This window comes from Roseitalea sp. MMSF_3546 (assembly GCF_030732865.1).
Taxonomy (GTDB): Bacteria; Pseudomonadota; Alphaproteobacteria; order Rhizobiales; family Rhizobiaceae; genus Roseitalea.
Window position 1 is genome coordinate 39320 of sequence record NZ_JASHKB010000005.1, and the last position, 17376, is coordinate 56695.

The 17376-nt window shown below is 67.5% G+C and carries 23 protein-coding genes; 17 read left to right on the forward strand and 6 right to left on the reverse strand.

The annotated features are described in order from the left end of the window. Positions 1–7 precede the first annotated feature (7 nt). Entirely contained in the window at positions 8–463 is a 456-nt protein-coding gene (locus RBB34_RS05805; protein ID WP_306118254.1) for a PAS domain-containing protein, read from the forward strand. Here RBB34_RS05805 and RBB34_RS05810 read toward each other — a convergent pair. From RBB34_RS05810 to motA, 6 genes are read right to left on the reverse strand one after another with little or no spacing between them, the layout of a single operon-like run. After that, positions 453–989, reverse strand: a complete 537-nt coding sequence (locus tag RBB34_RS05810; protein WP_306118255.1) for a hypothetical protein — start codon at positions 987–989, stop codon at positions 453–455. The two genes, RBB34_RS05805 and RBB34_RS05810, sit on opposite strands and share 11 nt — an antisense overlap. Before the next feature lie 5 nt (positions 990–994). Next, complete coding sequence (locus RBB34_RS05815) at positions 995–2065, reverse strand: flagellar type III secretion system protein FlhB (RefSeq protein WP_306118256.1); 1071 nt, start codon at positions 2063–2065, stop codon at positions 995–997. A 21-nt stretch (positions 2066–2086) separates the two neighbouring features. Beyond that, entirely contained in the window at positions 2087–3085 is a 999-nt protein-coding gene (locus RBB34_RS05820; protein ID WP_306118257.1) for a FliG C-terminal domain-containing protein, read from the reverse strand. Positions 3086–3104: 19 nt separating this feature from the next. Next, the gene (locus RBB34_RS05825) at positions 3105–3542 is read right to left on the reverse strand and encodes a FliM/FliN family flagellar motor switch protein (protein WP_306118258.1); all 438 of its coding nucleotides are present in this window, start codon (positions 3540–3542) and stop codon (positions 3105–3107) included. After that, positions 3526–4476 carry a FliM/FliN family flagellar motor switch protein gene (locus RBB34_RS05830; RefSeq protein ID WP_306118259.1) on the reverse strand — a complete coding sequence of 317 codons (951 nt, stop codon included), beginning with the start codon at positions 4474–4476 and terminating at the stop codon, positions 3526–3528. Before RBB34_RS05830 ends, RBB34_RS05825 begins: the two co-directional genes overlap by 17 nt. After that, positions 4476–5345, reverse strand: a complete 870-nt coding sequence (gene motA, locus RBB34_RS05835) for a flagellar motor stator protein MotA (RefSeq protein WP_306118260.1) — start codon at positions 5343–5345, stop codon at positions 4476–4478. The genes RBB34_RS05830 and motA overlap by 1 nt, the downstream gene beginning before the upstream one ends. Before the next feature lie 175 nt (positions 5346–5520). Between motA and RBB34_RS05840 the strand changes: the two genes are divergently transcribed. The 16 genes from RBB34_RS05840 to RBB34_RS05915 all read left to right on the forward strand — a co-directional run bounded on the left by RBB34_RS05840 (position 5521) and on the right by RBB34_RS05915 (position 17298). Then, entirely contained in the window at positions 5521–6300 is a 780-nt protein-coding gene (locus RBB34_RS05840; protein ID WP_306118261.1) for a DUF1217 domain-containing protein, read from the forward strand. A 2-nt stretch (positions 6301–6302) separates the two neighbouring features. Further along, entirely contained in the window at positions 6303–7034 is a 732-nt protein-coding gene (gene flgF / locus RBB34_RS05845) for a flagellar basal-body rod protein FlgF (RefSeq protein WP_306118262.1), read from the forward strand. Then, positions 7024–8376 (forward strand): FliI/YscN family ATPase, encoded by a 1353-nt coding sequence (locus tag RBB34_RS05850; RefSeq protein ID WP_306118263.1) that lies wholly within the window; start codon positions 7024–7026, stop codon positions 8374–8376. Before flgF ends, RBB34_RS05850 begins: the two co-directional genes overlap by 11 nt. A gap of 7 nt (positions 8377–8383) precedes the next feature. Then, positions 8384–8992, forward strand: coding sequence for a hypothetical protein (locus RBB34_RS05855; RefSeq protein WP_306118264.1), 609 nt, complete (start codon positions 8384–8386; stop codon positions 8990–8992). A gap of 60 nt (positions 8993–9052) precedes the next feature. After that, positions 9053–9433, forward strand: coding sequence for a flagellar basal body protein (locus tag RBB34_RS05860; protein WP_306118265.1), 381 nt, complete (start codon positions 9053–9055; stop codon positions 9431–9433). A 4-nt stretch (positions 9434–9437) separates the two neighbouring features. Beyond that, a complete protein-coding gene (gene flgC / locus RBB34_RS05865) occupies positions 9438–9854 on the forward strand; it encodes a flagellar basal body rod protein FlgC (RefSeq protein ID WP_306118266.1) in 417 nt (138 codons plus the stop codon). After that, positions 9854–10177: a flagellar hook-basal body complex protein FliE gene (locus tag RBB34_RS05870; protein ID WP_306118267.1), complete on the forward strand. Its 324-nt coding sequence runs from the start codon at positions 9854–9856 to the stop codon at positions 10175–10177. Before flgC ends, RBB34_RS05870 begins: the two co-directional genes overlap by 1 nt. A 13-nt stretch (positions 10178–10190) precedes the next feature. Then, positions 10191–10979 carry a flagellar basal-body rod protein FlgG gene (gene flgG, locus RBB34_RS05875; protein WP_306118268.1) on the forward strand — a complete coding sequence of 263 codons (789 nt, stop codon included), beginning with the start codon at positions 10191–10193 and terminating at the stop codon, positions 10977–10979. A 15-nt stretch (positions 10980–10994) separates the two neighbouring features. Then, the gene (flgA, locus tag RBB34_RS05880) at positions 10995–11441 is read left to right on the forward strand and encodes a flagellar basal body P-ring formation chaperone FlgA (protein WP_306118269.1); all 447 of its coding nucleotides are present in this window, start codon (positions 10995–10997) and stop codon (positions 11439–11441) included. Between the two features lie 38 nt (positions 11442–11479). Further along, positions 11480–12544: a flagellar basal body P-ring protein FlgI gene (locus RBB34_RS05885; RefSeq protein ID WP_306118389.1), complete on the forward strand. Its 1065-nt coding sequence runs from the start codon at positions 11480–11482 to the stop codon at positions 12542–12544. Continuing rightward, entirely contained in the window at positions 12541–13056 is a 516-nt protein-coding gene (locus RBB34_RS05890) for a MotE family protein (RefSeq protein ID WP_306118270.1), read from the forward strand. Before RBB34_RS05885 ends, RBB34_RS05890 begins: the two co-directional genes overlap by 4 nt. Before the next feature lie 7 nt (positions 13057–13063). Beyond that, positions 13064–13777 carry a flagellar basal body L-ring protein FlgH gene (locus RBB34_RS05895; protein ID WP_306118390.1) on the forward strand — a complete coding sequence of 238 codons (714 nt, stop codon included), beginning with the start codon at positions 13064–13066 and terminating at the stop codon, positions 13775–13777. A 10-nt stretch (positions 13778–13787) separates the two neighbouring features. Then, on the forward strand, positions 13788–14330 hold the full coding sequence (locus RBB34_RS05900) for a flagellar basal body-associated FliL family protein (protein ID WP_306118271.1): 543 nt from the start codon (positions 13788–13790) through the stop codon (positions 14328–14330). Further along, positions 14327–15070: a flagellar type III secretion system pore protein FliP gene (gene fliP / locus RBB34_RS05905; protein ID WP_306118272.1), complete on the forward strand. Its 744-nt coding sequence runs from the start codon at positions 14327–14329 to the stop codon at positions 15068–15070. Before RBB34_RS05900 ends, fliP begins: the two co-directional genes overlap by 4 nt. A 206-nt stretch (positions 15071–15276) precedes the next feature. After that, positions 15277–16185, forward strand: a complete 909-nt coding sequence (locus RBB34_RS05910; protein WP_306118273.1) for a flagellin — start codon at positions 15277–15279, stop codon at positions 16183–16185. A 183-nt stretch (positions 16186–16368) separates the two neighbouring features. Next, the gene (locus RBB34_RS05915) at positions 16369–17298 is read left to right on the forward strand and encodes a flagellin (RefSeq protein WP_306118274.1); all 930 of its coding nucleotides are present in this window, start codon (positions 16369–16371) and stop codon (positions 17296–17298) included. The last annotated feature ends 78 nt before the right edge of the window (positions 17299–17376 follow it).

Here is a 17376-nt window from a genome sequence, read left to right on the forward strand (position 1 = left end):
GAAGGGCATGGACCGCCCGATACATTTCGAGGTCTACGAGGAGCCGCGGCCGGCCCAGCCGCTGGAAGATGTGGGCCTTGACGCGGTGAACCTGCTCGACGTGATGTCGCAGTTCAATCCGTGCGGGCTGTGGCGGCTCGATATCGAGACGGGCCTTGCCTACTGGACCCGAGATGTCTTCGAAATCCACAACCTGCCCTACAAGCCCGGCCCGGTCGACGTGATGGCCGCCGTCGATGCCTATCACCCGCAGGACCGGGAACTGCTCCTGAACTGCCTGGAAGAGGCGGTCGCGCGAAAGACGGGCTTCCAGTATGTGTTGCGGCTGACGACGCCTTCGGGCGGCAGCAAGATGGTCCGGGCCATCGGCAAGTACCAGGTCGGCGAGAACGGGCGCGAGGAGGTGATCGGCATCGTCTACGAGACGTCCGGCACCGTGCGGGGCGTGGCCGTCAGGTCGTAAGGTCCGGCCGCGACGGTCCCGTTCGCCGGCACGGTGCGGAATCGGCCAGCCATGCGGCGATGTCGGCCGGTCGGTGATGGGCGGCCATGTCGGACCTGGCGACGACGCGCGAGCCCAGCCGGTTCTGCATGAAGGCCTGTTCGAGCAGGCGCGCATCGGGCGGTGCGGTCTCGCCCGCCCGGCCGGCATGGGCGATGTCCTGCAGTTCGAGCCAGGCATGATCGGCGTGAAGGATCACGCGCAGGCGCACGGTGAAGTGGGCGGCCAGCACGATGATGCCCAGCGCGACATGGGCCCGGCCGGTCCAATCCAGCGCGATGTCGGCATCGCTGTCATAGCGGATGAAGCCGGGGGCGAAATGCAGTTCGGCCGCGCCGGTGACGATCTCGGCGACGCTGGCCGCGCGCTCGTTGACGACATGGTCGACGAAGGTGACAAGGTCGGTCAGGCGCAATTCGCTGACCAGCGGCCGGAGCTGCTCGGCGATGATCGGTTCGAGATCGCGATAATGCACATCGGCGAGCATCGGTGTCAGTTCCTGGCCGGCTGCTTGTTCAGATAGACGATGATCTCGGCCACGGCCTCGAAGAACTCGCGCGGAATGATCTGGTCGACGGTGACCGCCTTGTACATGGCGCGGGTTAAGGCGGGGTTTTCATGGACCGCGATGTTGTGCTCGGCGGCGATCTCGCGAATGCGCAGGGCGATCAGGTCCTGACCCTTGGCAAGCACCACGGGCGCCTGATCCCCGGGCGGGCTGTAGCGCAGGGCGATGGCATAGTGCGTCGGATTGGTCAGGACCAGCGTGGCCTTGGGAACCTGGTTCATCATGCGCTTGCGGGCGCGCTCGCGCGCGATGGACTGCATGCGCGCCTTGACCATCGGGTCGCCTTCGGCCTGCTTGTGCTCGTCCTTGATCTCCTTGTGCGACATGCGCAGGTCCTTCAGCCACTGCCGGTTCGTCCACACAAGGTCGGCGACCGCGATCAGCGTCATGGCGAGCACCATGGTGAACAAGAGGCCGAACAGGATGCGGCCGATCTGGGTGAGAAAGACCGCCGAGGCCGTCATCGGCCCCTCGGAAAGCACGGGCATGATGCCGGCGGCGAAAAAGGCGATGCAGCCGGCGGTGAAGACGATCTTGGCAAGCACCTTGAAGAATTCGGCCCAGCCCTTGGGGCCGAAGATGCGCTCGAAGCCCTTCTTGAGCGAGATGCGGGACAGTTCGGGCTTGATGCGCTTGGCCACCAGCCGCGGCGGGTTCTGCACGAGCGAACCGGCCAGGCCGGCAAAGGCGAGACCCAGCAGAACCGGGCCGAGCACGACCACGCCGATCTGCCAGTAAAGGTTCATCACCTGCAACACGTCCGCCGTGGTGTTCAGCGGCAACTGCGAGGAGGTGTCCATGAGGTTTTGCAGATAGGTCTTGAGCCGCGCCGTCAGCCCGTTCGCGCCAAAGCCGATGATCGCGGTGATCGCCGTCAGCGTGAACAGGACCGGCAACTCCTTGGAAAAGGCCGTCTGCCCCTTTTCGACCGCGTCCTGGATCTTCTTTTCGGTGGGCTCCTCGGTCTTGGACTCCTTGTCTTCGTGCTCGGACATTGCGCGCTATCCCGGCGGCGGTCAGCTGCGCTTGGGCAGGTCGAAACGGCCTTCGGAGGCCAGCTTCATGGCAAGCTGGGCGATCGTCTTCTGGGCCTCGGCGATCTGGGCGGGGGTGTCCTGGCCGCCGGCGGACAGTTCGGATTCGATCATCTTGCGGGCGCGCTGGCTGATGGAGGAAAGTGCCGCCTCGCGCAGATCGGGACCGGCATTGCGCAGCGCGGTCACGAGCAGTTCGCTCGGAAGGCCGTCGACGATGAGCGTGCGCGCCCCCGGATCGAGCAGCACCAGATCGTCGAAGCGGAACAGGCGCTGCTCGAGCTGGGCCAGCTTCTTGGGCTCGATGCGCTCGCGCACCCGGCGCATCAGTTCGTCGCTCTTTTGCTTGTCCATGGCGTTGAAGATCTCGGCGACGCGCATGGGCGCGGCGTCGTGACCGGCGCCGTTGCCGCCCTGGTCGAGCTTGAGGTCACGGACGAGCGCGCGGCCGACATGCAACAGCCGCTCGCCGGGCACCTCGCGCGCGGTCATCATGATGGTGACGACCTGCGTCTGCGCCTGCTCGGGCAAGGCCTCGATGACGCCGGCGACTAGACCCGAAGGCAGTTGCGACAGGAGCGCTGCGACCAGTTGCGGCGGCTCGCTCGCCAGACGCCCGGCCAGGGTCTCGGCATCGACGCCCGCGATCAGCTCCCAGGGCGTGCTGGGCCTGTCGCCATTGCCGGCAGGGGCCGGCGCGGTCGGCTCGGGCTCGTCGTCGAGTGCGTCGCCCATGATCGCGTCGATCGCATCGCGCGTATCGATCAGCCCGGAACCCTCGACGAAGGCCTGCTCGAATTCGCCGACCAGGGCATCCACATCGGTCTGCGACAGGGCCTTGAGCGTGTGACCGGCATCGATCATGCGCCGCAGCTCGTCGCTCTTGAAGTATTTGAGCAATTGCTTGGCGCGCGGCTTGCCCATGGCGATCAGCACGGCGGCGGCCTTTTGCGGAGGCGTCAGGGTAAAGCGCTGCTGCATGGCGTTCGAGATCCCGCACTCACTGGCAAACGCTGATCACCTTGAAGGCGAAGCGATCCGGGTCGTCCTCGGAGAGTTGCATCTGGCCGGTGGCGACCTTGACGCCGTTGACCATGATGTCGACGGGCTCGCCGACGCGGCTGTTGAGCGGCACGGTGGCGCCCTTGCGCAGGCCGTTGAGCTGGGCGACCGACATCTCGGTGCGGCCGATGACCGCCTGCACCTCGAGCGGGATCTCGCGCAATGTCCGCGACATGCCGCCCGCCCCGGGCGCGGCGGGCTGCACGGTCAGTTCCTCCTGGTCGCGCCCGGCGACCGAGCGCAATTGTCCGATCGCCTTTTCCAGCGCGTCATCGGGATCGAGCGTCCGGTCGGGCCTGGCTTCGGCCGTCCCCTGGGCGGCGCCGCGGGTTTCGTGGTGGGCCGGTTGGCCCTGTGTGTCAGCGGGCGTTGCCATCGCGCTTGTCCCCTTGCGTTCGCTGTTGATGGGCATGGGCTTCCAGGGCCGCGGTCATCGGCGCGATCGGGCCGGCAATGCGCACGGCATGGACCTGGCCAAGCTTGCCCAGTTGGGTGGTGAAGATGTTGCGCCCCCGCGCGCGCAGCGTCGCCTGGCCGTCGCCGGCCGGATCGCATTCGAGCACGTCGCCGGGCTGGAGCCGGGCCAGATCGTCGAGCGTCATCGGTGCGAGCGGCATCACGCTTTCCACGGTGATATCGAAATCGGGGACCTTGAGTACGTCGTCGGTGTCCGGGGTGATCGGCGTGTCGGCGCCTTTCTCGGAAAGACCGATAAGGTAGTGGTGCGCCAGGTCCAGCCAGCACCAGGCGGCGTTCGCGCCGAAGCGAAGCTCGAAGGTCAGGCTGGCGACCGCACCCGGCTCCGGCCCGCCAAGCGCGCCGTCATCGCCGCGCACGACGTCGACCCGGTCGAGCCGGACCAGCGGGCTGCGGGCGCGGCGCGTTTCGACGATGAGCTGTGCCAGGGTTTGCAGGACGCCGATCTCGAGCTGGCTGATCTCGGCCGCCGTGGCGGCGACCGGCGTGTCCGGGTCCGCACCCAGCAGCGCGGCCATCAGCAGGTCGACGCCGGCGCGGTCGAGCGTCAGCAGCGCATCCTCGGACGCCTCGGCAAAGCCCAGGCAGAAGGCGGCGTTGGCCGCACCCATCAGTTGCGGGCGCCGGGCGCCCGCCTGCTCGCCGTCCTCGATAAAGCTCACCGACAATTCGGGCGCCGCCTTGCGGGCGCTGGCGTTCAGATGGGCGGCCAGATCGTTGCCGAAGCGCGCAATGACGCGGCGCACGGCATCCTCGCTGACGCGCCGCCGCAGGATGCGGTCGAGAACGTCGCGCTCTTCGGGCGGAAGATCGTATTTGCCGGCGATCGTCATCAGGCGGCCCTGGCTTCGCCGGCGCCCGAGGCCTCTTCCTCGACTTCCTCCAGGGTCGGCCGGTCATAGGCCGAGATGGTCTTGCGGCCGAATTCGAGCGCCACCTGCGGCATGGAGCCGTTCATGTAGGCGATCAGCGTCTGCTTGGCGACGAAGTAAAGGCGCATGGACTTCTCGCGAACCGACTTGACCTTGTTGGCGACCGGGCCGACGATCCCATAGGCCAGGAAGATGCCCAGGAAGCTGCCGACGAGCGCGGCGGCGATCAGGCCGCCCAGGATCTCCGGGCTCTGGTCGATCGCGCCCATCGCCTTGATCACGCCCAGGATCGCCGCGACGATGCCGATCGCGGGCAGGCCGTCGGCGGAGTTCTGCAAGGCGTTGTAGGGCTTGAGCTTGTCGTAGCGGACGACGCCGATCTCCTCTTCCATCAAGGCTTCGACCTCGTGCGGGCGGGCATTGCCGACGATGATCAGGCGCACATAGTCGCAGATGAAATTGGTCAGGTCCTCGCGCTCCAGGATTGCCGGATAGTCGGCGAAGATGTCCGATTCCTCGGGGTTGTCGATATGGCCTTCGACCTCGTTGCGGGGCTTGGACTTCAGGTCGCGCATCAGCCGATGCAGCAGACCCAGCAGTTCCATGTAATCGTCGGTGGTGGGTACCTTGTTGGTCAGCGCCTCCATGATCGCCCTGCCGCTGTCTTTGACGACCGCCATCGAATTGGCCATCAGGAAGATTCCGACCGCGGCGCCGCCGATGATGACGAATTCCCATGGCTGGATGAGCACCTTGATATAGCCGCCCATGGCCATGTAGCCGCCGATCACGCAGCCGAAAGTGACGATCAATCCGACGATGATGCCCACGCAAACCCCCTTGCCGCGTTGATCGATAGTTAACGGGCAAACCTTGCTTGAACCTGTCCGGGGTGGCGCAGGGCGCGGCTGCAGGCGGCCCGTCGGGCGCCGCGCTCAGCCTCGCGCAAGCAAGCCATGGTAAGCGCTATCATGCTCAACAGACCCTAGTGCGGGCAGGGCCGGAATGAACACCACGCTGATCAGCTTCAACCAGATCGCGCGCGACATGGACGCCTCGATCGGGCGTCTGTCCGAGCGCGCCGACATCCAGCGCGAGGTCGACTATTACCGGGAGACGATCGAGGCCATCAAGTCGCCCGAGGATCTGGTGGCCGATACCCGGCTGTTCGATTTCGCCATGCGCGCGCACGGGCTGGAGGACATGGCCTATGCCAAGGCCTTCATGCTCAAGGTCATGAAGGAGGGGCGCGACGCCGACGATGCATTCGCCAACACGCTGACCGATCCGCGCTATCGCGACTTCGCGGCGACCTTCGATTTCGCCCGCTACGGCGAGACGGCGACCACCTTCACCAAGGCGCGCGAGGGCGTGGTCGAGCGCTATCTGGTGCAATCGCTCGAAGCCGAGGCCGGCGCCTCCGATCCGGGGGTGCGGCTGGCGCTGTATTTCCAGCGCAAGGCACCGCAGATCGACAACTACTACGCCATCCTGGCCGACAAGGCGCTGGCGGAGGTGGTGCGCACTTCGCTGGGCCTGCCCGATTCCATGGCCATGCTCGACATCGACCGGCAGGTCGAGATCATCTCCGAAAAGCTGTCGCTGGACGATCTGAAGGATCCTGAGAAGATCGACGAGATGCTGCAGCGCTTCGCCAATCTCTGGCAACTCAAGGGCGGCGGGCCGCAGGCGGGCCAGTCGACCGTGGCGAGCCTGCTCATGCCGAGCGCCTCGCGCGCCCTGTCGCCGGACCTGCTGCTGCAGATGCAGCAATTGGGGCGCTGACCATGGACAGTTCAGCGGTCGCGCTCTCCTCGGTCATCGCCGCCGAGCGGCGGCTGACGACAATCGCCTCCAACATCGCCAATGCGCGCACGGTCGGCTTCCGCGCATCCGAAGTGCGCTTCGAAGAGGTGATCCAGCGCGTTCAGACGCAGTCCGGCCCCGAGAGCGTGGCCTTCGCCTCGCAGGGCGAGGAATACATGGACACCGAGCCGGGCGGTCTCGAGCGCACCGGCGGGCCGCTCGATTTCGCCATTCGGGGCGATGCCTGGTTCGCGCTGCAGACGCCCGAGGGCGTGGCGGTGACGCGCGACGGCCGCTTTTCCATCCTGCCCAATGGCGATGTCGTCTCGCTTTCGGGGCATGCCGTGCTCGATCCGGGCGGCGCGCCGCTCGTCGTCGACCCGGAGGGCGGGCCGCTGCGCATGGGCGCGGACGGCTTCCTGCGTCAGGATGGCCAGCAGATCGGTGCCTTCGGCCTTTATGCGTTCGAGCCGAAGGCCGATTTCGTGCGCCACGCCGATTCGGGCATTCTGGTCGGGGCGCTGCCCGAGCCGGTGGTCGACGAGGCCGATGTCACCATCGTGCAGGGCTTTGTCGAGCAGTCCAATGTCGACCCGGTTCTGGAGATCACCAAGCTGATCACCGTGCAGCGCTCGTTCGACTATTCGAACGCGATGGTGAACGCGACCGCGGAATCGCGCAAGAAGCTGATCGATGCGCTCCATGCCCGCTGAGCCGCGCCAGGACCTGGACGCGCTGGCCGGACGGCTGCTGGCGCTGCCGGCCGCGTCCGACCTGGTTGCCGAGGGCGGGCGCGTTGTCGCGCTGCGGCCCGATGCGGCGATCGTGCGCGGCCTGCCCGCGCATGCGCGCATCGGCGATGTGGTGCGCTTTGGCGCCCTGCGCGAGCAGGCGCTCGGCGAGGTGCTGCATATCGAGGGCGGCGAGTGCATCGTGGCGCGGATGACCGGGCTTTCGGGTCTGGTGGTCGGCGAGGCGGCGTTCCATCTCGGCGCGATCCGGCCGCAAGCGGACGAGAGCTGGCTGGGCCGGGTGGTCGACGCGCTCGGCCGGCCGGTCGACGGGCGCGGCCCGCTCGCTTCGACACGAGCGCGCGCCAGGGCCGGGCAGCGCCATGGGGCGCTCGATCGCGGCCGGGTCAGCGAGGCCTTTCGCACCGGCGTGCGGGTCATCGACCTGTTCACGCCGCTGTGCATCGGCCAGCGCTTCGGCGTCTTCGCCGGCTCGGGCGTGGGCAAGTCGACGCTGTTGGCCATGCTGGCGCGCGCCGGCGCTTTCGACGCGGTGGTCGTCGCGCTGGTCGGCGAGCGTTCGCGCGAGGTGCGCGAGTTCGTCGAGGACACCCTTGGCGCCGACACCATGGCGAAATCGCTTGTCGTGGCCGCCACGGGCGATGAGAGCGCGATCATGCGCCGGCGTGCGGCGCCGCTCGCCATGGGGTTCGCCGAAGCGCTGCGCGACAGGGGCAGGCGGGTCCTGTTCCTGCTCGATTCGGTCACGCGGTTCGCCCATGCGCTGCGCGAGACCGGCATCGCGGCCGGCCAGCCGCCGGTGCAGCGCGGCTATCCGGCGACCGTGTTCGCCGAGATGCCGATGCTGCTCGAGCGCGCCGGGCCGGGCGGGGCTCAGGGCGGGTCGATCACCGCCATCGTGACCGTGCTGGTCGATGGCGACGACCACAACGATCCCGTCGCCGACACCATGCGCGGCATTCTCGACGGGCATCTGGTGCTCGAAAGGGCGATCGCCGATGCCGGCCGCTATCCGCCGGTCAACGCGCTGTCGTCCATCTCGCGGCTGGCAAGCCGCGTGTGGACGCCGCAGCAGGCCGAACTGATCACCAGCCTGCGCGCGCTGATCGCGCGGTTCGAGGAGACGCGCGACCTGCGGCTTCTGGGCGGCTGGCAGAGGGGCGTCGACCCGGAACTGGACAAGGCCGTCGAAACGGTGCCGCAGATCTATCGCGCGCTGCACCAGACCCCGCAGCATCCGCGCTCGGCCGACCCGTTCGCCGAACTGGCCGAACTGCTGCGCCATGAAAACCGTGCCGGCTGAGCGCGACGTGAAGCGGATCCTTGCACGGGTGGAGCGAAAGCGCGCGCGCAAGCGGCGGCGCCGGGCGACGCGCATCGCGCCGGTCGACGTCGCCATCGGCTTTGCGGTGACGATGATCGCCGGCTTTTCGATCTATCTGCCGCTCGACGCCCATTTCAACGCCGACGGCTATTCGCCCCCCGAGCTCGAATTCTCGCGTGGCGGCAAGGTGCCGGCCGACGAGATCGGCGGACAGCAGCCGCGCACGCCGCTGTTCGATGCCGAACAGACCGCGCGCGTCGTCGCACCCGACGAGGCCGACCCGGGCGAGGCGGCGGCCGGCGCGACCGACCCGGTCACCACGGCGGGCGTGCCCCCCGGGGTCGACCCGGTCACCACCGGCACGGTGCCGCAGGAGGACAGCCCGCGCCGCGTCGGCGAGGATGCGGCGGTCTATACGCTCGTCGACGCGCGACCGGGCTCGGCGCTGATCGCCGACCGCCAGGGCATCTATCTGGTGCGACGCGGCGCGCGCCTGCCGGACGGCCGGCGTGTCGTGGCGGTTTCCGGTCAGGGCGCGACCGTGCGCATCGAACTCGCCGGCGGCGATGTCGCCCGGCTCGAAGCGCTCGAGTGAAACCCGGCAAGCCACGCGCAAGTCAGCCGCCATAGGATCGGGACAGGAAAGGTTCCGACCATGACGCCAGTGCAGCTTTTCGACCTTGCGACCCGCCAGGCCCAGTGGCTGTCGGCGCGTCAGGCGGCGATCGCCGGCAACATCGCCAATGCCAATGCGCCGGGCTACCAGACCATGGATGTGGTGCCTTTCGAGGCAAGCTTCGAGGCGCAGATGCAACTCGCCCGGGTGCGGCTTCAGGCGACCCATCCCGACCATGTGGGCGTGCGCGCGGGCGCCGAGGCGCCGGGCGCGCCGATGCCGGCGGTCGAATCGACCGGCAAGCCCGTGGGGATGGAGCAGGAGCTGGCCAAGTCCGGCGCGGTGCGCGCCGGCATGCAGATGAACACGGCGGTGGTCGCCGCCTTCCACCGCATGACGCTGATGGTCACGAAGGGCTGACGCCATGGATCCGCTTTCGGCAGCACTGAAGGTCGCCGGTTCGGGCTTGCAGGCCGAATCGGTGCGTTTGCGCGTTGTTTCGGAGAATATCGCCAACGCCAACTCGACCGGCGATACGCCGGGCGAGGTGCCCTATGGGCGCAAGCTCGTCTCCTTCAGGACGATCATGGACCGCAGCGCTCCCGGCGCCATGGTCGAGATCGACCGGATCGCGCTCGACCGGGCGCCGTTCATGCAGGAGTTCAATCCCTCCCATCCGGCCGCCGACGATCAGGGCTATGTCAAGTTGCCCAATGTCAACGCGCTGGTCGAGATCGCCGATATGCGCGAGGCCAATCGCAGCTATCAGGCCAATCTGCAGGTGCTCAAGCAGGCCCGTGAACTGATCTCCATGACCATCGACCTGATGAGGACGCGCTGATGATCGAGGGGCTCAACGCGGTCGCGCTCGACGCCCTGTCGCGGGTCGACCGGACCGGCGTCGCCGGACAGGGTGCCGGCGGTGCCGGCGTCGGCAATGTCGGCGACATCTCCTTTACCCAGGTGCTGCGCGAGCAGATGGCGGCGACCGCGAGCACGGTGAAGACGGCCGAGGCGACGGCGATCCGGTCCATGACCGGCCAGATGGATGCGCGGGCGGTGGCCGACGCGGTGATGGAGGCCGAGCGCAACCTGCAGGCGGCGGTGGCCATCCGCGACAAGATCGTCACCGCCTATCTCGACATGACCCGCATGGCGATCTGAGGAGTTTGAACCGATGAAGGCCCTTTCCATCGCCGCGACCGGCATGAATGCCCAGCAGGCCAATCTGGAGGTGATCGCCAACAACATCGCCAATGTGAACACCACCGGCTTCAAGCGCGCGCGGGCCGAATTCACCGACCTTCTCTACCAGGTCGAGCGCGCCGCCGGCGTGCCGGTGCGGGCCAATGACAACCTGGTGCCCGAGGGCAGCCATATCGGGCTTGGCGTGCGCACGGCCGCGGTGCGCGAGATCCACACGCAAGGGGCGCTGAACGCGACCGGCAACAGTTTCGATCTGGCGCTGACCGGCGAGGGCTACTTCCAGATCGAAAGCGCCGATGGCGGCACGCACTACACGCGCGCGGGCGCCTTCAACACCAATGCGCAGGGCCAGCTGGTGACGATCGACGGCTATCCCGTCCAGCCGGCGATCGCCGTGCCGGCCGATGCGGTGGACGTGATCATCAATGACAGCGGCCAGGTGTTCGCGCGGGTCGCCGGGCAGGCCGAACTGCAGCAACTCGGCCAGCTCACGCTCGCCACCTTCGCCAACAGCGCCGGCCTCAAGCCGCTGGGCGGCAATCTGTACGCCGAGACCGAGGCGTCCGGCGCGCCTGTGGTCGGCGTGCCCGGCGATCCGGGCTATGCGACCTTGCGCCAGGGCTATCTGGAAGCGTCCAATGTCGATCCGGTCAAGGAGATCACCGAGCTGATCGCCGCGCAGCGCGGCTACGAGATGAACTCCAAGGTCATCCAGGCGGCCGATCAGATGGCCGGGACGATCTCCAACGGCCTGAGATAGGCGCGGGGGCAGGTGATGCGCACCATCGCGGCCCTGATACTCCTTGTGGCCGGCGCCCTGCCGGCGCTGGCGGCCGGTCCCTATGACTATGCCGTCGTCACGAAGGTGGTCTATCCGGGCCAGAAGGTCGAGCAGGCGGCGACCGATATCCGCCAGCACACCGTCGAAATACCCGATGGCTATCCGGTGCTGCGCGCGCGCGCCGATCTGGCCGGCATGGTGGCGGTCAAGACCTTGCTGCCGGGCCGCGCCATCGCGCCCGACATGGTGCGCGAACCGCACGCGGTGGAGGCGGGCACGGCCGTCTCGGTGCGGCTCGTCGAGGGTCCGCTGACCATCGAGATGAAGGCGGTCGCGCTCGAGGACGGCGCGGTGGGCGATTCGATCCGCGTGCGCAATGCCGACAATGGCCGGTCGATCTGCGCGGTGGTGCGCGCGGCGGCGACGGTCGAGGCGTGCTGACCATGGCGCGGCTGTTCCTTGCCCTTTTGCTGTGCGTCATGGCCGGCGCCGAGGCGCTGGCCGCCTCGCGCATCAAGGACATCGCCGTGCTGCAGGGCGCGCGCGACAACCAGCTCATCGGCTACGGCCTGGTCGTCGGCCTGCAGGGGACCGGCGACAGCCTGCGCAATGCGCCGTTCACCGAACAGTCCATGCGGTCCATGCTCGACACGCTGGGCGTTGCGACCGCCCAGGGGCGGGCAAGGCTGCGCAACATCGCCGCCGTCATGGTCACGGCCGATCTGCCGGCCTTCGCCACTTCGGGCGCGCGCATCGACGTGACGGTCTCGTCGCTGGGCGATGCCTCCTCGCTCGGCGGCGGCCAGCTCGTCATGACGCCGCTTCTGGGCGCGGACGGGCAGATCTACGCGGTGGCGCAGGGGCCGGTCTCGATTTCCGGCTTTTCGGCCGAAGGGGCGGCCGAGACCGTCACGCAAGGGGCGCCGACCACGGGCCGCATCGCCGGCGGGGCGATCGTCGAGCGCGAGATCGGCGTCGATTTCGACCGCGAGGGCGCGTTCCTTCTGCAATTGCGCAATCCCGACTTTTCGACCGCCGTGGCGGTGACCGATGCGATCAACGCGTTCGCGCGGACGCGCTTTGGCCGGGCGACGGCCACCGAACTGGACGCGCGCACGGTCCGGCTGCACAAGCCCGAAGGCGTGTCGCCGGCGCGGTTCATCGCGGCCATCGAGAACCTGACGGTGACGACTGACCAGCCGGCGCGGATCGTGCTCGACGAGAAGTCCGGCACGGTGGTGATCGGCGCCGATGTGCGCGTCTCCAAGGTCGCCGTCAGCCATGGCACGCTGACCGTGCGGGTGACGGAAATGCCGCGCATCGTCCAGCCGCGTCCCTTCACCGATGGCGAGACGGCGGTCGAGCCGTCGACCTTCATCGATGTCGACCAGGCCGGCACGCAGATCGGCACGATCGAGGGCGTCGACCTGCAAAGCCTGATCGAGGGGCTCAACCGGCTCGGCGTGCAGCCGCGCGACATCATCGCGATCCTTCAGGCGATCAAGAGCGCCGGTGCGCTCAATGCCGAACTGGTGGTGCAATGAAAGCCGACCGCACATCCGCCGGCCGGCCGGCCGATCCGGGCAGGCGGGCGCTGGCCGCCGGTCTCGCCGCGCTGTGCGCGGGTCTGCCCACGGCGGCGCTTTCGCAGTCGCGGGCGCAGTCGGACATCGAGACGTTCTGCGCGAACATTGCCGACGATGCGCGCGAGCGGCGCTATGCGATCCAGCGCGAGCAGCTCGAGGCGCTGCGCGCCGAGATCGAGGACAAGATCGCGCTGCTGGAGGAAAAGCGCGCCGATTTCGAGCGCTGGGCGCGCAAGCGCGAGGAATTCGCCGATGCGGCCAATGAAGGGCTGGTGGAGGTCTATTCGAACATGCGGCCCGACGCGGCGGCCGCGCGCATGGAGGAGATGCCCGCCGAACTGTCGGCGGCCCTGCTGGCCAAGCTCAAGCCACGCAGCTCGGCGGCGATCCTCAACGAAATGAACGCCCGGCAGGCGGCACTGATCACGCAGATCATGGCCGCGGTCGGCGACACCAATCTGGGCGGCTGACATGGCAATGCAGGGCAGGGGCGCGAGACTGGCGGTGGCGCTCGTGGCCGCCGCGGCGCTCTCGGGGTGCGGTGTGACGCGCGATCTGGGCAAGCCGCCGGAGCTCTCGACGGTCGGCTCGGGCGTGCCGGGCGCCATGCCCGGCCCGCTCATCGAGCCGAAATATCCCGGCCCGGCGCTCAACAAGTATTCGACCTGGGACGACCGGTCGGCGAGCCTGTTCACCGCTCGCAAGGCGCTGACGCGCGGCGATACGCTGACGGTGCGCATCGAGATCCAGGATCGGGCGCGGGTGCGCAGCGATTCCGAGCGCTCGCGCACGACCGGCCGGTCCTGGCGGCTGGGCGGCGACTACGACGTCAGCGGCGTCGGCGGCGAGGCCACGGGCAATGCGAGCCTTGGCGGGCAGACCGATTTCGACGGCGCCGGCGCGACCTCGCGCTCGGAGACGATCAGCCTGCGCATCGCAGCCTTCGTCGTCGATGTGCTGGAGAACGGTCATCTGGTCATCAAGGGCACGCAGGAGATCCGCGTCAATGCCGAGGTGCGCGTGCTGACGGTGGCCGGCATCGTGCGCCCGTCCGACATCGACCCGTCCAACACCGTCGACTATGACCGCATCGCCGAGGCGCGCATCTCCTATGGCGGCAAGGGCCATATCGCCGAGATGCAGCAGCCGCCCTATGGCCACCAGCTGATCGACCGACTGTCCCCCTTCTGAGCGTGATGCGATGAGTGCCGCGACATCCCGGATCGACACCGATGACGACGATGACGAGCAGGCCCGGTCCTCGCCGCTGATGACGATCGCGCTGATCGCCCTGGCCGCGCTGATTGCCGGCGGGGCTGGTTTCGGCGCCGGAAAGGTGCTGTTCGCGCCGCTGGTCGCCGAGCGCGCGGTCGCGCCGGCACAGAAGCCGGCCGTGAGCGAAGCGGTCAGCCAGAGCGCGCCGGCGGTCACATACGGTGCGGAGGGGCCGGATCTGGGCGATCTGACGCTGATGGCGCTGGAGCCGGTGATGACCAATCTCGCCGCGCCCGCGCAGACCTGGGTGCGCGGCGAGTTCACGGTCGCGCTCGAGGGCGCCGCCGACGAGATGCTCGCCCAGGAGCTGCAGGCCGACATCGTCGCCTATCTGCGCACGGTGCGCCTGCAATCGGTGAGCCAGCCCAGCGGTTTCCAGCACCTTGTCGCCGATCTCGAGGACCGGGCGGCGCTGCGCAGCGGCGGACGGGTCAAGCGCGTCTTCGTCAGGGCGCTGTTGTTCGAATGAACGGGATCCGCGCCGCGCTCGTGCTCGCCGCGCTCGTCGCCCTTCCCCAGATGGCGGCCGCGCAGACACTCGACGGGTTGACCCTGCCCGACGAGATCGCCGGGCTGACCAGCGGCAACATCATCCAGCTGTTCGGGCTGATCACGGTGCTGGCGATCGCGCCGGGGCTGCTGATCATGGTGACGAGCTTCACGCGGTTCGTCATCGTCTTTTCGATCCTGCGCACCGGGCTGGGCCTGCAATCGACGCCGGCCAACATCATCCTGATATCGCTGGCGCTGTTCATGACCTTCTACGTCATGGCGCCGGTCTTCGACCGGGCATGGCAGAGCGGGCTGCAGCCGCTTCTGAACAACGAGATCGAGGAGGACGAGGCACTGGCCAACATCGTCGATCCGTTCCGCACCTTCATGCTCGAGAACACGCGCGACGAGGACCTGAACCTGTTCACCGACCTTGCCCGTGAGCGCGGCCAGGACGTGGTCACCAACGGCACGGTCGATCTGCGCGTGCTGATCCCGGCCTTCATGATTTCCGAGATCCGGCGCGGTTTCGAGATCGGCTTCCTTGTGGTGCTGCCGTTCCTGGTCATCGACCTGATCGTTGCGACCATCATCATGGCGATGGGCATGATGATGCTGCCGCCATCGGTGATCTCGCTGCCGTTCAAGATCCTGTTCTTCGTGATGATCGACGGCTGGAACCTGCTGGTGGGGAGCCTGGTGCGCTCGTTCGTGTGACCGGCGCAGCACATCGGTAACGATATCGCGCGCGGGGGTTGCGCCACGGCCGGGCGCAATCCGGATTTCAGGAAATCTTAAAGCTTTGACGCTAGGTGGGTTGCAACAGCAGTGAATGCCGGGGGACGGCAGGGCATGAGGCCAATTCACTGCGACCGGATGACCGGCATGTCTCTCTGGCAATACAATTGTGGAAAGGGGCAGAAATGTCCAGCATCCTGACCAATGTGTCAGCGATGACCGCGCTGCGGTCGCTGCAGAACACCAACGCCCAAATGGAAATCACGCAGAACCGGATCTCGACCGGCATGCGTGTGGCAGAAGCGTCCGACAACGCCGCCTATTGGTCGATCGCGACCACGATGCGCTCGGACAACAAGGCGCTTTCGACCGTGCAGGACGCGCTGGGTCTGGGAGCCTCGAAGGTCGATGTCGCCTATACCGGCATGAACAGCGCCATCGAGGTGGTCGACGAGATCAAGACCAAGCTGGTCGCCGCGCGCGAGCCCGGCGTCGACAAGACCAAGATCCAGTCGGAAATCACGCAATTGCAGAGCCAGCTCTCCGGCATGGCCACCGCGGCGGGCATCGACGGGTCGAACTGGCTGGCGATCGATTCCGATGCCACCGGCTACAGCGCGACCGAAACCATCGTCTCCTCGTTCAACCGCGCCGCCGACGGTTCGGTGTCGATCAGCACGATCAGCGTGAACAAGGCCAATATCGCGCTCACCGACGCCGGATCGGGCGCGGGCCTGATCGAGCAGACGATCACGCTCGGCGCGGGCTCGACGACCGTGGCAGGCCTGTCGATCGACAACACCACCTCGGACAGCGACATCGAGGCGATGATCAGCGGCGTCGACACGGCGCTGCAATCGATGACGACGGCCGCCGCCGACCTCGGCGCCGCCAAGAAGCGCATCGACATCCAGACTGAATTCGTCGGCAATCTCATGGACGCCGTCGACCGCTCGGTCGGCCAACTGGTCGATGCGGACATGAGTGCCGAATCCACCAAGCTCCAGGCGTTGCAGACGCAGCAGCAGCTCGGCATCCAGGCGCTTTCGATCGCCAACGGCAACGCCCAGTCGATCCTGGCGCTCTTCCGGTAAGACAATAACGATCGGGCCGCCCATGATGCGGCCCGACACACCGGGCGGGCCCGCCATGCGGCGGGACCGGCCGTAAGCAGGAGCGACTTGGTGGGTGCTCCCGAGCCGGCATGATGCCAGACCGCCAAACCGGGCCGACCGGCATGTATCGCGTAATTCTGGGGTCTGAGAAGGGGGACAGAAATGTCCAGTATCCTGACGAACGTCTCTGCCATGACCGCGCTGCGGTCGCTGCAGAACACCAACAACCAAATGGAAATCACGCAGAACCGGATCTCGACCGGCATGCGTGTCGCAGAAGCGTCCGACAACGCCGCCTACTGGTCGATCGCGACCACGATGCGCTCGGACAACAAGGCGCTTTCGACCGTGCAGGACGCGCTTGGGCTTGGCGCATCGAAGATCGATGTCGCCTATACCGGCATGAACAGCGCCATCGAGGTGGTCGACGAGATCAAGACCAAGCTGGTCGCCGCGCGCGAGCCCGGCGTCGATCGCTCCAAGATCCAGTCGGAGATCTCGCAGCTTCAGGAGCAGCTCACCGGTATCGCCTCGGCCGCCGGCATTGACGGGTCGAACTGGCTGAGCGTGGATTCGACCGCGGCCACTTACGATGCCAACCAGACCATCGTGTCCTCGTTCAACCGCGCCGCCGACGGCTCGGTCTCGATCAGCACGATCAGCATCGACATCTCCAGCGTTTCGCTGTTCGATGCCAATGGCGACGCACTGCTCGACACCGACTTCACCACCTCGGCTGCCCTCGATGGCGGTTCGGCGATCACCACGACCGTGGCAACGCTCGACATTTCCGGCGCGACGGTCACCGATGTCGATATCGAGGACATGATCTCGGAGGTGGATTCGGCGCTGCAGTCGATGACCACCGCCGCCGCCGATCTGGGCGCCGCGGGCAAGCGCATCGACATCCAGACCGAGTTCGTCACCAATCTGATGGATGCCGTCGACCGCTCGGTCGGCCAGCTCGTCGATGCGGACATGAGCGCCGAATCCACCAAGCTTCAGGCGTTGCAGACGCAGCAGCAGCTCGGCATCCAGGCGCTTTCGATCGCCAACGGCAACGCCCAGTCGATCCTGGCGCTGTTCCGCTAACCACCCGCCAGCACTCCTGGGTAGCGGGCCACCTTCGGGTGGCCCGTTTCGTTTGTGGGCCGGCGCGGCGGCGCGCGC

Excerpts from the sequence above, each read along its gene's own strand:
- RBB34_RS05810 (WP_306118255.1), bottom strand. The coding sequence starts at position 989 with ATGCTCGCCGATGTGCATTATCGCGATCTCGAACCGATCATCGCCGAG.
- flgC (WP_306118266.1), top strand. The coding sequence starts at position 9,438 with ATGGATCCGCTTTCGGCAGCACTGAAGGTCGCCGGTTCGGGCTTGCAG.
- RBB34_RS05850 (WP_306118263.1), top strand. The coding sequence starts at position 7,024 with ATGCCCGCTGAGCCGCGCCAGGACCTGGACGCGCTGGCCGGACGGCTG.
- flgA (WP_306118269.1), top strand. The coding sequence starts at position 10,995 with ATGCGCACCATCGCGGCCCTGATACTCCTTGTGGCCGGCGCCCTGCCG.
- flgG (WP_306118268.1), top strand. The coding sequence starts at position 10,191 with ATGAAGGCCCTTTCCATCGCCGCGACCGGCATGAATGCCCAGCAGGCC.
- RBB34_RS05915 (WP_306118274.1), top strand. The coding sequence starts at position 16,369 with ATGTCCAGTATCCTGACGAACGTCTCTGCCATGACCGCGCTGCGGTCG.
- RBB34_RS05825 (WP_306118258.1), bottom strand. The coding sequence starts at position 3,542 with ATGGCAACGCCCGCTGACACACAGGGCCAACCGGCCCACCACGAAACC.
- RBB34_RS05870 (WP_306118267.1), top strand. The coding sequence starts at position 9,854 with ATGATCGAGGGGCTCAACGCGGTCGCGCTCGACGCCCTGTCGCGGGTC.
- fliP (WP_306118272.1), top strand. The coding sequence starts at position 14,327 with ATGAACGGGATCCGCGCCGCGCTCGTGCTCGCCGCGCTCGTCGCCCTT.
- RBB34_RS05840 (WP_306118261.1), top strand. The coding sequence starts at position 5,521 with ATGAACACCACGCTGATCAGCTTCAACCAGATCGCGCGCGACATGGAC.
- RBB34_RS05890 (WP_306118270.1), top strand. The coding sequence starts at position 12,541 with ATGAAAGCCGACCGCACATCCGCCGGCCGGCCGGCCGATCCGGGCAGG.
- RBB34_RS05820 (WP_306118257.1), bottom strand. The coding sequence starts at position 3,085 with ATGCAGCAGCGCTTTACCCTGACGCCTCCGCAAAAGGCCGCCGCCGTG.
- RBB34_RS05885 (WP_306118389.1), top strand. The coding sequence starts at position 11,480 with ATGGCCGGCGCCGAGGCGCTGGCCGCCTCGCGCATCAAGGACATCGCC.
- RBB34_RS05910 (WP_306118273.1), top strand. The coding sequence starts at position 15,277 with ATGTCCAGCATCCTGACCAATGTGTCAGCGATGACCGCGCTGCGGTCG.
- RBB34_RS05830 (WP_306118259.1), bottom strand. The coding sequence starts at position 4,476 with ATGACGATCGCCGGCAAATACGATCTTCCGCCCGAAGAGCGCGACGTT.
- RBB34_RS05895 (WP_306118390.1), top strand. The coding sequence starts at position 13,064 with ATGCAGGGCAGGGGCGCGAGACTGGCGGTGGCGCTCGTGGCCGCCGCG.
- RBB34_RS05900 (WP_306118271.1), top strand. The coding sequence starts at position 13,788 with ATGAGTGCCGCGACATCCCGGATCGACACCGATGACGACGATGACGAG.
- RBB34_RS05805 (WP_306118254.1), top strand. The coding sequence starts at position 8 with ATGGACCGCCCGATACATTTCGAGGTCTACGAGGAGCCGCGGCCGGCC.
- RBB34_RS05860 (WP_306118265.1), top strand. The coding sequence starts at position 9,053 with ATGACGCCAGTGCAGCTTTTCGACCTTGCGACCCGCCAGGCCCAGTGG.
- flgF (WP_306118262.1), top strand. The coding sequence starts at position 6,303 with ATGGACAGTTCAGCGGTCGCGCTCTCCTCGGTCATCGCCGCCGAGCGG.
- RBB34_RS05815 (WP_306118256.1), bottom strand. The coding sequence starts at position 2,065 with ATGTCCGAGCACGAAGACAAGGAGTCCAAGACCGAGGAGCCCACCGAA.